Source organism: Lysobacter capsici, from assembly GCF_018732085.1.
In the GTDB taxonomy this organism is placed as follows: Bacteria; Pseudomonadota; Gammaproteobacteria; order Xanthomonadales; family Xanthomonadaceae; genus Lysobacter; species Lysobacter capsici_A.
Window position 1 is genome coordinate 6076888 of record NZ_CP076103.1, and the last position, 11871, is coordinate 6088758.

16 protein-coding genes are annotated in these 11871 nt (G+C 64.7%); 12 read left to right on the forward strand and 4 right to left on the reverse strand.

Annotation, left to right across the window (positions count from 1 at the left end; all coding sequences use genetic code 11):
- Positions 1-170 precede the first annotated feature (170 nt).
- The 3 genes from KME82_RS25285 to KME82_RS25295 all read left to right on the forward strand — a co-directional run bounded on the left by KME82_RS25285 (position 171) and on the right by KME82_RS25295 (position 1748).
- Positions 171-947 (forward strand): lipase secretion chaperone, encoded by a 777-nt coding sequence (locus KME82_RS25285; RefSeq protein ID WP_215496484.1) that lies wholly within the window; start codon positions 171-173, stop codon positions 945-947.
- A 303-nt stretch (positions 948-1250) separates the two neighbouring features.
- Positions 1251-1439, forward strand: a complete 189-nt coding sequence (locus tag KME82_RS25290) for a hypothetical protein (RefSeq protein WP_215496485.1) — start codon at positions 1251-1253, stop codon at positions 1437-1439.
- Between the two features lie 150 nt (positions 1440-1589).
- Positions 1590-1748: a hypothetical protein gene (locus KME82_RS25295; RefSeq protein ID WP_215496486.1), complete on the forward strand. Its 159-nt coding sequence runs from the start codon at positions 1590-1592 to the stop codon at positions 1746-1748.
- A 23-nt stretch (positions 1749-1771) separates the two neighbouring features.
- On the opposite strand, the gene KME82_RS25300 is transcribed toward KME82_RS25295, so the two are convergent.
- Positions 1772-2389, reverse strand: coding sequence for a TetR/AcrR family transcriptional regulator (locus KME82_RS25300; protein WP_215496487.1), 618 nt, complete (start codon positions 2387-2389; stop codon positions 1772-1774).
- Between the two features lie 103 nt (positions 2390-2492).
- Between KME82_RS25300 and KME82_RS25305 the strand changes: the two genes are divergently transcribed.
- From KME82_RS25305 to KME82_RS25335, 7 genes are all read left to right on the forward strand, one after another.
- Complete coding sequence (locus tag KME82_RS25305; RefSeq protein WP_430538873.1) at positions 2493-3632, forward strand: MBL fold metallo-hydrolase; 1140 nt, start codon at positions 2493-2495, stop codon at positions 3630-3632.
- Complete coding sequence (locus KME82_RS25310; RefSeq protein WP_215496489.1) at positions 3629-3877, forward strand: hypothetical protein; 249 nt, start codon at positions 3629-3631, stop codon at positions 3875-3877. The genes KME82_RS25305 and KME82_RS25310 overlap by 4 nt, the downstream gene beginning before the upstream one ends.
- 150 nt (positions 3878-4027) lie before the next feature.
- Entirely contained in the window at positions 4028-4309 is a 282-nt protein-coding gene (locus tag KME82_RS25315) for a hypothetical protein (protein ID WP_215496490.1), read from the forward strand.
- Positions 4310-4655: 346 nt separating this feature from the next.
- On the forward strand, positions 4656-5477 hold the full coding sequence (locus tag KME82_RS25320; RefSeq protein ID WP_215496491.1) for a PoNe immunity protein domain-containing protein: 822 nt from the start codon (positions 4656-4658) through the stop codon (positions 5475-5477).
- Positions 5478-5695: 218 nt separating this feature from the next.
- Complete coding sequence (locus KME82_RS25325) at positions 5696-6154, forward strand: hypothetical protein (RefSeq protein ID WP_215496492.1); 459 nt, start codon at positions 5696-5698, stop codon at positions 6152-6154.
- Complete coding sequence (locus KME82_RS25330; protein ID WP_215496493.1) at positions 6151-6504, forward strand: hypothetical protein; 354 nt, start codon at positions 6151-6153, stop codon at positions 6502-6504. The genes KME82_RS25325 and KME82_RS25330 overlap by 4 nt, the downstream gene beginning before the upstream one ends.
- Positions 6505-6656: 152 nt before the next feature.
- Positions 6657-7064 (forward strand): hypothetical protein, encoded by a 408-nt coding sequence (locus tag KME82_RS25335; RefSeq protein ID WP_215496494.1) that lies wholly within the window; start codon positions 6657-6659, stop codon positions 7062-7064.
- 100 nt (positions 7065-7164) lie between these two features.
- On the opposite strand, the gene KME82_RS25340 is transcribed toward KME82_RS25335, so the two are convergent.
- Positions 7165-8166, reverse strand: a complete 1002-nt coding sequence (locus KME82_RS25340; RefSeq protein ID WP_215496495.1) for a glycoside hydrolase family 16 protein — start codon at positions 8164-8166, stop codon at positions 7165-7167.
- Between the two features lie 324 nt (positions 8167-8490).
- Positions 8491-9663, reverse strand: coding sequence for a M23 family metallopeptidase (locus KME82_RS25345; protein ID WP_215496496.1), 1173 nt, complete (start codon positions 9661-9663; stop codon positions 8491-8493).
- Positions 9664-9906: 243 nt separating this feature from the next.
- Here KME82_RS25345 and KME82_RS25350 point away from each other — a divergent pair, with 243 nt between their 5' ends.
- Both KME82_RS25350 and KME82_RS25355 read left to right on the forward strand, forming a co-directional pair.
- The gene (locus KME82_RS25350; protein WP_215496497.1) at positions 9907-10311 is read left to right on the forward strand and encodes a hypothetical protein; all 405 of its coding nucleotides are present in this window, start codon (positions 9907-9909) and stop codon (positions 10309-10311) included.
- A gap of 220 nt (positions 10312-10531) precedes the next feature.
- A complete protein-coding gene (locus KME82_RS25355; protein WP_252255871.1) occupies positions 10532-11368 on the forward strand; it encodes a class I SAM-dependent methyltransferase in 837 nt (278 codons plus the stop codon).
- A gap of 112 nt (positions 11369-11480) precedes the next feature.
- On the opposite strand, the gene KME82_RS25360 is transcribed toward KME82_RS25355, so the two are convergent.
- Positions 11481-11864, reverse strand: a complete 384-nt coding sequence (locus tag KME82_RS25360; protein ID WP_215496499.1) for a winged helix-turn-helix transcriptional regulator — start codon at positions 11862-11864, stop codon at positions 11481-11483.
- Positions 11865-11871: the final 7 nt, after the last annotated feature.

Below are 11871 nucleotides of genomic sequence, written 5' to 3' on the forward strand. Positions count from 1 at the left end.
TGTGGTGGGGCGTCCGTACTCGGGCGCCTCATCCGGATCGCGAACGCGCACCGGACACGGTTCAGTCCGTTTCCCATGGCGATGACTCGCCGGCGAAGGCCGGCGATTCGGCGCGAGCGGCGGCGACGAAACATCCCGACTCGCTGCGCGGCACCCGCGTGGACGGCGCCGTGCACCTGAGCGCGCGCAGCGCGCCGATCGCCGACCGCGAGTTGCGGCGCCTGTTCGACTACTTCATCAGCCGCATCGGCGAGCGCGACGAACGGCGTATCCGCGACGATCTTGAAGCTTATCTCGAGACTGGACTCGCTCCGGCCGCCGTCGCCCAGGTGATGGCGTGGTTCGACAGCTACATGACCCTGGAACGCAGCGCCGCCGCGCTGGCCGCCGCAGGCGGCGATCCGCGCGCGGCGGTCGTGCGTATGCGCGCGCTGCGTCGCGAACGCATGGGCGAAGCCATCGCGCAAGCCTGGTGGGGCGATGAGGATCGCTATCTGGACTACACCCTGGCGCGCCAGGACCTCATCGACGATCGCAGCCTCGATACGGCGCAACGCCAGCGCAAGCTCGCCGAACTTGAGCAAACGCTGGACCCCGCGCGTCTGGCCTTGATCCAGCAGGACGACCAGGCCGAACTGTCGCTGAGGCAAAGCGAGGATTACGCCCGACGCAACGTGCCCGCCACGCAGCGCTTCGCCGAACGCGAACGTCAGTATGGCTCGCAGGCGGCGCGTCGCCTGGCCGAGCTGGACGCTCAGCGCAATCGATGGGACGGTCGTCTGCGCGATTATGCGCGGCAGCGGCAGATGATCCTCGGCGATACTTCGCTATCGTCCGCTCAGCGCGAGCAGCGGCTGCAGTCGCTGTTGAACCGCGGCTTCGACGCGAACGAACGGCGGCGGGTGGATGCATTGGCGAGGAACGATCTGCTGCCACGTTTCAACTAACCGGGCCGGGGCCGTTTCACTGCGCGGATGTTGCCGGCAGATGCCAGAGGCTCGAGATCGCATATTCCTGCCTACCAGGCAGCGAGCCGGCTGCGCAATCGCACATCGGTAGCGATCGGTGAGCGGGAACGGCCTTCGGCGATGAGATCACGACGTCATCGGTCCGCTTGATGTGCCCTTCGAACTGAGGGACTCTAATCCGGCGCCAGGCTCGGCAAGACACGATTCCTCGCGCGAGGTCCGGGCTTCATCCCCGTTGGAGCCCCTGCGCGGCTCGGCTCAATCCAGGCGTCAGCGATCAACATGAAATCTCTTTCCCGTCGTCGATGCTCGGTTTTGATCTGCCTGGTCTTCCTGTCTGCGTGCGCGTTTCCCGCCAGAGAGAAGGCGACCACGGTGTCCGAGTCGCAACGGCAGATCGAACAGAACTGCGCGCTGGCCAAAGAGCGGCAGAATCAGTCGGCCATCGACCATTGGTGCCGCGCGCGATAGCACAGAAGGCCCCCCCCCTTGTGACCGTGAAGCCTGCTTACGATGACGCCGGGCGAGTACCCATCCCTGTCCTCGCCGATGCGACGGGGCGCCATACGCGGACGGGTCTGTGCCGAGGCCTGACGCGACCCATAGAGCACGTATGGCGAAATGTCGTCGCCGCCGATGCGGGTGCTCGCCCATGACGCCAGCAGCCATGCCGTGATCGCCTTGTTTCGCCTGCCCGGCATGGACGATGCCCTTTTCCAGGCCGAAGCCTCGCAGATACTCAGCGATCTGCTCGAACTCAGGCGGCGACTCGAATCCTGACGGGCGCGTCGTCCGCCCGAGGTTCACGCCGGCGCGAAGTACCCCAGGAACATGTCGGTGGTGGTGTTCGCCACCTGATCGCGTTTGGCTTGGGTCAACACCGGCTGGCCCAGGGCGATCTGCGGCCAAAACGCGAAGCCCTTGATCATGCCCTGCAGCAGCATCGAGGCGAACGCCGGATCGTCGGTCGTCAGGCGGCCGTCCGCGGCCGCCGCGCGAACCCACACGGTCAGGCCTTCTTCCTTGTCGCCCACGCGCGCGAACATTTCCTGCGCGCGCTCGGGCGAGGGAATGGCCGCGGCGACGGCCACCCGCACCAGGTCGATGAAATCCTCGTCGTGCAGCAGCTGCAGCTTCTGCTGCACCAGTTCGAACAATTGCGGGCGCAGCGGTCGGTCGGACCGATAGGCCAGCTCCGGCGACGCCACGCCGCGCTCCAGCAACTGCTGGAGGATGTGCGCGAACAGCACGTCCTTGCTCGGGAAGTGGTTGTAGACGGTGCGCTTGGACACGCCGGCGCTGGCCGCGACGCGGTCCATGCTGGTGGCGTCGTAGCCGGCCTGGCGGAACTCGGCCGCCGCCGCCTCGAGGATGGCGGCGCGCTTACGGTCGGTCAGGCGGGCGGGGGCAGGAGCGGTCATGGCGACAGGTTACACCGCTGGGTTTACTTTTTCAAAAAGTACACTACACTGGGCAGTGTAACTATTCAGACAGCCGGCCCGGCCCATGCCTCGACCCTCCCGCCTGCGCCGCCTCAGCCTGCCAATCGGAGCCCTGATCGTGAGTACCTGCCTGTTTTCCGCCGCGAAGACCAACCTGCCCCTCGCCGATCGCGAGAACTCGCCGCAGTTCAGCGACGGGCGCTTCCGCAACCCCGATCCCCGCCCGGCCACGGGCGTTCGCAAGACGCTGCGGATCATCGGCGACATGCTGTGGAACAAGCCCGCCGACGCCACGCCGGCCGTCGTCCCCACGGTGCTCGCGCTGACCCCGCAGCAGCTGGCGCAGGCGCCGGACCACAGCCTGTTCCGCCTGGGCCACTCGACCATGCTGATCAAGCTGCGCGGCGGCTGGTGGATCACCGATCCGGTGTTCGCCGAACGTGCCTCGCCGGTGCAATGGGCCGGGCCCAAGCGCTTCCACGCGCCGCCGATCGCGCTGTCGGACCTGCCGCCGCTGCGCGGGGTGATCCTGTCGCACGACCACTTCGACCATCTCGACTACGACACCGTGCGCCAACTCGCCAACACCGCCGATGTGTTCCTCACCCCGCTGGGCGTGGGCGACCGGCTGATCGCCTGGGGCGTCGACCCGGCCAAGGTGCGCCAGTTCGATTGGTGGGAAGGCACGAGCATCGACGGCATGCGCTTCGTCGCCACGCCAGCGCAACACTTCTCCGGTCGCGGCCTGTTCGACAGCGACAAGACCCTGTGGGCATCGTGGACGATCCTCGACGAACCGCAGGACGGCCCGTCGCTGCGCCTGTTCTTCAGCGGCGACACCGGCTACTTCGACGGCTTCAAGGAAATCGGACGCCGCTTCGGCCCGTTCGACGTGACCATGCTGGAGACCGGCGCGTACAACGCGAACTGGCCACACGTCCACATGCAACCCGAGCAGACGGTGCAGGCGCACCTCGACCTTCGCGGCTGCTGGCTGCTGCCGATCCACAACGGCACCTTCGATCTGGCGATGCATCCGTGGACCGAGCCGTTCGAACGCGTGTCCGCGCTCGCGGCGCAGCGGAACGTCGCGCTGACCACCCCGCGCATGGGCGAACGCGTCGACCTGCATTCGCCGCCAACCATGACGCCGTGGTGGCGCGAGATGGGCGAATCCGAATCGGCCGATGCCGCCGCGCTGACCCAGGCGACCGCGCCATGAAGCTGCGACTGCAGAACGTACTGGATCGCGACGCCATGCGCGAGATCACCGCGGCGGTATTGCGCGCCGACCTGGGCAGCCGGATCAACTTCGAGCGCGATCTGGAACACGACGCGCCGATCGTGCGGGTCGAGAACTGGCTGACGGTGGCCGAGACGGTCGAGGCGATCACCCGCAACGGCTACACCGTCGCGGCGATCCTTGATGCGTCCAACGAGATGCCGAGGTCTGTTTCCACGCGCTAGAACGCTCGCGTCGACGGCATCGGTATCGCCGCGATGTCTCGTGGCGCGATCAAGAACGTTGACCCGGGTCGCGTTTTGTCATCCACGCTCAACGCAGGCTTCATCGTCGATCGGCATTGTGCGGACACGACCCAAGGCATGGAGCATGCGATGAAGATGAGCAAGCGTCACCTCACCACGGCGGCTTTCGCGATGCTGACTGCGTTCAGCGCGGCCGCCATCGCGGACCAGTACCACTATCAGGTCATCGGCGAAGGCATCGGACACGACCGCGACGAGGCTGTTAATGCGGCGTCGTACTACGCCAGCCGCCAGTGCTATTTGAACTGGGGCCGCTCCACCGGAGAACAGACGATCCTGGTCGAGGAACTGCAGCCCGATACCGGTTATTGGTACGTCAAACTGAGCGAAGGCTGCATCTCGGAAGACTGAGCCGAGGCGGCGCAGCGATCAAGCCGCTTTCGCAGCGGCTTGGTCTCGAATGCGGATCGCAGTCATGGCTTCGTTGTGGCATCCAGGGCCTCCTGGCGCGCGAACCGGATGGTGAACTCGACGATCGACCACGCCGGTGCTTGGGCATCGACTGATCGCCTACGTCGGCAGGTTGCGTTGAGACGTACTCGCTGGCCATCACCACGCGATGGACGCCGCAATCGTCGGTGGCCGTCGAGAACCCGACCGAGCCTGCCGACTCCGGCCGCGTCGGGCGTGAACACGGCTTTTGCTTAGCCACGTAGTGGATAATCCCGGGCCAGCGAATCTGACCGGTGATCGCATCATGAGTGCGTCGGAAACAACGTCCTTCGAACAACGTCGGCGCCAGCCGTTGTTGAACGAAGAGTATTACCTCTTCTGCGACGACCATGTCCGGACGCACACTCTCACCGACATAGAGCACGCCCTGCTCCACAACAACCTGTCCGACGAGATGCGCTGGCTGGAATACCGCCGCAAGGCCGATGCGCTGTACGAAACGATGTCGCGCGACTACACCGCGGGCCAGCCGATCGACGCATTGCGCGAGCGATTCGGCGTCATCGTCCAGGCCTACCAGGACGCCGCCCGGTTCAATCGCATCTTCGAGAACGAGCCGGCGACGCCGCTGTTCGATTTCAGTTACCGCGACGACTACGTCCGGGTGGTGGAACTGATATCGCTGCCGATCCTGCTGCACCGCGAAGACCTCATGGCCGCGGTGCACTCCCTGTTCAAGGGCGGCGGTCCCGACGAAAACGACGCCCTGGTCGAAGATCTTCTCGGCAAATACCTGCCGAATCGGCCCTATCTCGAGCACAGCCACCAGCCCGAGCCTTACGGCATCTTGCTGGACGCGACCGCGCCAACGCCGATGGAGGAAAAGCAGGAAGACATCGGGCTGTTCCTGCAGGCGTGGTATCCGTGCATGCGAGGCGTCGGCTGGTACGACAGCCACAAGCGCCAGTCGCCACGCGGCGCTGGCGGTTACTTCGGCTACTGGGCGTTCGATGCGGCCGCCGTCGCGTATCTGTACGACGTGGACGACAGGCCGTTCCGCGATCATTGGCTTTATCCAAAGGATCTGGCCGATTTTGCCCGCTCGATGCCGCGTTCGATCGTCTGAGAACGTTTGTCTGTGTTCAAAGACGAGGCGTTTTGATCGCTCGGCAATACGGCACATTCGCAATTTCAACCGCGATTGCGATCGTCCGCTCCCCGCGAGCCTGTACGAGTCGGTGATTCGTCCGTAATCTGCGGCAACGGCGCTGAAGTTGCGGCCCCGGCGCGGCATCAAGCCAGGTCACTGCGGCCATCGAGTCTTCAAGTCGAAAGGATTTCCGTTTGAACGATCATTATCGGCACCCCACACGGATCGTGGCGCTCTGGTCAGGACTCATGGCGTGCATCGGCCGGGCCCAGGCGCAGTTCGGCGCGACCGGCACCAGCGATCTTCCGCTGTGGTTCGTGCTCGGTCCCTGGGTCGTTCTTCTGCTGGTGTTGCCGCTCGCGTGGTGGCTGCGCCCCGCCTGGCGGCCGCGGCTGTGCACCGCAGTGCGTCGTGGCGTGATCGCGTATCTGCTGATCGAGTTTGTACCGGTGCTGGTGTGCATACTCGTGATCGCCGTGTTCGACGTGGGAAGAACCGCCGGCTTGATGTTCTGGGCGATGTCGCTGATGGGCGTGATCTTTTCCGGACTCGTGCTGCTCACCTTCATCCTGGTCGCGCTGGCGCTGGACGGGGTGGTTACCTGCTGGCGCAGAATGCGGGCCGCCCGTAGACCCGGCGAGTTGGCCCCGTGAGCCACGAAACGCCGCACACATCGACGCCACCGACCGTGGATGCGCGGCTGGCGAGTCGTCATCGCAGCGCGCGCATCTGCGCCATCGCCTGCCTGGTCCTGGTGCTTTTGCTGGCGGTCGCCTCGGTCGTCTCTTTAGGCACCGGAACCTTCGGCTGCTGGGGCGGCGCTTATCTGTTCCTGGCCTGCCTGTTGATCCTCAGCGTCCCGATCCTGACCCTGTCGGTGGTGATCGCTTACCTGCGAGCGTCCGAATTGATCTGGCTGGCCGCCGCGACAGGGCTGAGCTACGCGGTCGTCGAGGTGATTTTCCACCTGCTTCCGGCTGTCTATTGCAGCGGCTCGGGCTGAGTCGCGGGGCGTCGCGCGCACTACGCCGCGATCCGGGCGACTGACCGACTCGGTGTGCTTTGACGATGATCCCGTGATCACGATCAAATTTTCAAGCCGAACACGCTCCGCAGGCCCGTGCGCTTCGAAGATCAATCGATGGACACCGGCTCTTGCGAACTGCGCGCCATCGCCTTGAGCAAAATCCGCCGAGTGATAATCTCGCGGGGCCGAACAACTCGGCGCAATCCATGGGAAGGATCGTCATGCTCAAGTCTTACTTGCTGACCCCACTACTGCTCGGATCGATCACCGTCGTCGCCTCGCTACTGCCTGTTTCCAGCGCGCATGCGGCTTGCAGCGATTGCCAATGGATCTACGTGCGCTGCATGAGCCGCGCGAACACGCCGGAAAAAGTAGAGTTCTGCGAACAAAGCCTCGTCGATTGCGAACAGGAGTTCTGTCCGGTTCCGCCGATCGCCTCGCTTGCGCCGCTGCGGCCTGCGACCGAAACGCCAACGTCACCGTCGACCGATATCCGGCAATCGCGCGACGTGCAGCCGGCAAGCACCGCACCGTAAGCCTTGCCTCATGTGGACTGCGGCGGCGGCCGCATCCGGCCGCCGTCGTGAGCCGGCCAGGCGGCCGGCTGGGTTGCACATGCGCCTGCAACCGCGACGATCAAAGGCCGCAAGGCGACGCCAATGCCGGACTTTGTTCCTTGACGTTGTCGATGTGCGCGACTTTCTTGCCGCGCATGTCGGCGACCTTCGCCTCCACGTCCGCGGTGGCCAGCGCGACGCCTTCCTGGAAGAACACCCAGTCGATGTCTTCCTGGTACTCGCGCATTTCAGGCGAATCCACCGGGCCCTTCGACCCGTCCGCGCCCTTGGGCATGAACCACAAATTGAAGTTGATCGACATGAAGTCTTCCGGGTACACGGCGCTGCTGTGCTCGGAGAACAACTGACCGTCGACGTAATAGGTCACTTTCTTGTCGGCGACCGTCAACACCAAGGTATGCCAGCCGGCGTAGCTGCCTTGCTTGCGGGAAAACTCGTTGACCTTGGTCCACGGCTCCAGCTGGAACGTATCCCAGGTGGTCGTCCACATCGCCGGCTGATCGTTTTCGCCCCAGCCGCCGTTCGGCAGGTATTCGAAATCGGTCTCGCTGTAGTTCTTGTCCATCGGCGCCTTGAGCGGGCTGATGGCGTAGAAGGTCTGGATGACTTCATCGCCATCCGGGCCCGAGTTCGGCTCGTTGCGGAAAAAGATCCGCGCCGCATAGGTGCCTTCGCGGTATTTGCGCGCATGGCAGAACTGGGTCTGACGGGTTTTCTCGCCGCTGCCGTTGGTGACCGACGTCATCCTGATCGCGCCGGCCTGCGTATCGGGAATGTCCGAATGGAACGACAGACCCTCCGCCGACCAGGTCGCGCCCTTGATGCCCGGATGACCGGTCTGCGTTCTCGCCTTCCAGCCATTGCCCTGGAACGCGGCGAAATCGCGATAGTTGAAATCGTCGAAAAACACCGGCGCCGTCACCGCGGCCGCAGCCGGCTGCGCCGCTTTGGTTTCCGCGGGCTTGGCCGCCTGCTCGGGCGTCGACCCGGTTTTCGGATCGCAGCCGGCACAAACCACCGACACCGCAAGAATGCTGGCGAGAAGAACGCGATGCCGCATGTGCTTTTCCTTTCGTGGCCGACGGTTTGCCGTCGAGTGCAGTCGGTGAATCTCTCGCACAATAGACAACGTTGTCAAATGGTCCGCGCCGGCCGGCCGCGGCGCCTCGCCGGCCATCGCCGCCGGGGCGTATTCGCTTTTGATCGCGCCCACGGACGCGCTTGCGGACGGTTCGAAACGAACCGGAGCAGGCCTCATTGACGCATCGGACTTCCGGCCCGGGCCGGAGCATCGCCTTCGCCGCGTTGTCCACGAGACATAAAGAACGCGGCGGCGGCGTCCACCGCAGTGGCCGCCGGCGCCGCGTGAGCCTGTCGCTCCGAATTACGGCGAGACGGTGAAGTTCTTGCTGTAGGTCTGCCCGTTGTAGGCGACTTCGAAGCGCCACGTGCCCGACGGCCCGGTCGGCGCGAAGCTGCTCCAGTTCCAGTACCACCACGAAGACGAGTAATGCGCGGCGGGACCGTTATGGGTCCATGACGCGAACACCGTCCCGTTGGGTCGCAAGATGCGGTACTGGCTTTGCTGGCTGTTGAGCTGGTCGCGATAGAAGGTGCTGAAGTTCGCGGGCTGGCCGTAGCGGATCGCCGTGTTTTCGTTGGGGCTTTCCGCATTGGGGCAGGTCGAGAACGCCGGCGGCGTGGTGCCCACGATCAGCTTGTTGATGGCCGAATCGTAATAGGCGCGTTGCGACGCCCACGCCGTCTGCAGGTTCAGCGCGTTGCAGGAACCGGCATAGGGATCGATGAGGTTGCTGTTGGCGTCGTAGACCTCGAAATGCAGGTGCGGCTCGGTCGAACTGCCGGAGCTGCCGACGATGCCGAGGTACTCGCCCTGCACCACGCTCGCACCGATGCCCTTGGCCGTAAGCGAGCCGTTCTTCATGTGTCCGTACCAGGCGACCGAGCCGTCGCTGTGCTGGACGTAGATCGCGTTCCAGTTGTTGTTGTTCATCGAACAACTGCGATCGAAATTGCCGTCCGAGCGCGCGACGATGGTGCCGGCCGCCGCGGCGATGATCTTGACCTGATTGTTGTCCATCTTGTACCAGGAGAACGGCCACAGGTAGTAATCGGTGCCGCGATGTCCGTCGTAACTGCGCGCGCCGCAGTTGTAGTCGAGCACCTGGCTGTTGGAGGCCTGGTCGACGAAGTTGGAAATCGCGTGATAGCCCGGATCGGACAGGCCGTTGCCCGCCAGAGGCCAGGCGAAGGTCACACCGATCAACTTTGCGGATCCTTGCGATGCGGTTGGAAGCCGGAGCTTGCGCGCGTTGCTTCGTATCTCCTTCCAGGCCTGCTGGCGCAAGGCCGGTGAAAGGTGATCGGCGGCGTTGGCGGTGGCGTTCTCGGCCGTGGCGTACTCGCCGCCGCCGCTGGCATCGGGCGCGGCGCCTTGCAGGTTGCTGTACTGAGCTGCGTCCTGGCCCGCGTCCGCGGCAAGCGGCAGCAGCATCGCACTCGATGCCAGGGCCAGGGCGAGAACAGATCGGGACATGCGGAGAATCGATTCGTTCGACATATGCGTTCCTTCGATGATGGTTCCGCGCCGAGCGTGCAAGCGGCCGATGGGCCGGCGCGAGGTCCTTCTCCCTGATCCGGAGGCCGCGGCACGCCCCCTGTATACGCTCAAACCGGCGCGGCACTGTGCGCGCCGGCACAGCCTCGGCGCCGGCCGACAAGCGGCTGGCGGAGTGAGACCGCCATCGAACAAACCCATCACCTGACCGCGCGCGAACGCATGCCCGGCGTTGTCGCGCACTGCGATGAATGGAGCGTGCGCTCGCAAGCAGCGATGCCAGTCACGAAACTGCCGACGAATACCGCGGGCATTGCGGCTTTTCGCCGCCGCAGGGGTCGATACTTCTCGACGCAGCCGCTTGGCTGTCATTCTTACAAGGAGAAGTTCATGAATGCCAGGAACATGATGTACGGGGCAGTGGCGCTGATTTCTTTGGTCGCGATGGGCGCGTCGATGACGAGCTCGGCGCAAGGTCCGAAGCGACTGGAGCTTCACTACTATTACTACTCCGATGCCGCGCACACCGTCAGGGTCGGCGAGGAATGGCTGAAGTGCAACGGTCAGCACACGATGGATGGGGTCTATTCGGAGTACTACGCCCTCACCTCGCGAGTCTGCCCGTAATCGCATCGGCGCCGTCGCATCGGTAGTTCGCCCACGCAGGCCGGCTGAGCCTGCGCGAATCGATGCGACATCGGACTCAAGCCGGATACACCGGCAATCCCCCGGTGTATCCACGTCAACGCACAAGCCGCTTCGCGGCGGCTCGGCACCGGGCGAAAACGCCTTCCGGCCGAACAGGTCTGCGATCGATTTGCATCGGTCTTCAGACGCCGTAGTCTTGGTGAAGGCACGCTCGCTCCATGAACCTCCGCGCCCGAGCGGAAGCAGGGATCCAGGACCTTTCCGAATGCTCGACTACGACCTCGAACTGCAGCATCACAACCTCGCGCTGCGGCGCGCCTGCGCCATCCGCGCCTCGGATCAGGTCCTCGACATCGGTTGCGGGACCGGACAGACCACGCGCGAGGCCGCGCAACTCGCGACGGCCGGATCGGTGCTCGGCATCGACCGCTCGAACGAGATGATCGAGCGCGCGAAGCAGCTCAGCGACGAGGCCGGGCTTCACAACGTCGAATACGTCTGCGCGGACGCCGAGCGATACGAGCCGCCGCGCGAACGCTTCGACGTGGCGATCAGCAGATTCGGCACGATGTTCTTCGCCGATCCGGTTGCGGCGTTTTCGAACCTGCGAAGCGCGCTGCGCGCGGACGGACGCCTGGTGATGATGGTGTGGCAGCAGCGCGATCGCAATGAGTGGGCGACGTCGATCGAACGCGCGCTCATGCCCGACGGCGCGGGCACCACCGGCTCCATCGCCGTTCCACCCGCGTTCTCTTTCGGCGATCCGGATGCCGCAAGGCGCATCCTCGATGCCACCGGCTTCGCGACGGCGACGTTCGACGAGGTGCATGCTCCCGTTTTCTACGGACGCGATGTCGAGGCCGCGTTCGACTTCGTCTCGGGCTTTTCCACCGTGAATGAAAAGCTCGCGCGTCTGGACGCGAACGAACGCGCGCGCGCGGTGGAACGTCTGCGCGATCTGTTGGCCGAGCATCGACGCGCCGATGGCGTGTGGTTCGATTCGCGCGCGTGGATCGTGAGTACGCGGCGGAAATAACCGGTCGCGCCCAAGACGCGCGACGGCGGCTTCGCTCGTTCAAGCCACGATGCAACGCTCTGTCCGGCCCCTCGCCGACGACCGATTCAACCGCGCCGCAGGCCGCAAACCCTCAAGCCGCGGCGTTCTGCGCGCCGCGCTCGCCACCGCTGCTGCGGCCATGCGACCACATCAAGATCGCCTCGAACACCGGCTTGAGCCGGCGTGCGTCCTCGGTGATCTGATACTCCACGCGCGGCGGGATTTCGGGATACACCGTTCTGCGCACCATGCCGTCGTTTTCCAGCTCACGCAGTTGCTGGGTGAGCATGTGCTGGGTCACCCCGGGAATCGCACGCCGCAGTTCGTTGAAGCGATGCATGCGCTGGATCAGCAGCCACAGGATTTCCAGCTTCCATTTTCCGGCGAACACGGCGCATGCCGCGCGGATTTCCGCGTGGGCTTCATCGATGCCTTCGGGGTTGGAGGCGCACGATTCGACGGTATGGTCGGGCATACTTAGT

What these genes read in the sequence shown, in the direction of transcription:
- KME82_RS25360 (WP_215496499.1), bottom strand. Translation starts at nt 11,864, where the DNA reads ATGCCCGACCATACCGTCGAATCGTGCGCCTCCAACCCCGAAGGCATC.
- KME82_RS25310 (WP_215496489.1), top strand. Translation starts at nt 3,629, where the DNA reads ATGAAGCTGCGACTGCAGAACGTACTGGATCGCGACGCCATGCGCGAG.
- KME82_RS25320 (WP_215496491.1), top strand. Translation starts at nt 4,656, where the DNA reads ATGAGTGCGTCGGAAACAACGTCCTTCGAACAACGTCGGCGCCAGCCG.
- KME82_RS25340 (WP_215496495.1), bottom strand. Translation starts at nt 8,166, where the DNA reads ATGCGGCATCGCGTTCTTCTCGCCAGCATTCTTGCGGTGTCGGTGGTT.
- KME82_RS25345 (WP_215496496.1), bottom strand. Translation starts at nt 9,663, where the DNA reads ATGTCCCGATCTGTTCTCGCCCTGGCCCTGGCATCGAGTGCGATGCTG.
- KME82_RS25300 (WP_215496487.1), bottom strand. Translation starts at nt 2,389, where the DNA reads ATGACCGCTCCTGCCCCCGCCCGCCTGACCGACCGTAAGCGCGCCGCC.
- KME82_RS25315 (WP_215496490.1), top strand. Translation starts at nt 4,028, where the DNA reads ATGAAGATGAGCAAGCGTCACCTCACCACGGCGGCTTTCGCGATGCTG.
- KME82_RS25350 (WP_215496497.1), top strand. Translation starts at nt 9,907, where the DNA reads ATGCCCGGCGTTGTCGCGCACTGCGATGAATGGAGCGTGCGCTCGCAA.
- KME82_RS25290 (WP_215496485.1), top strand. Translation starts at nt 1,251, where the DNA reads ATGAAATCTCTTTCCCGTCGTCGATGCTCGGTTTTGATCTGCCTGGTC.
- KME82_RS25295 (WP_215496486.1), top strand. Translation starts at nt 1,590, where the DNA reads ATGTCGTCGCCGCCGATGCGGGTGCTCGCCCATGACGCCAGCAGCCAT.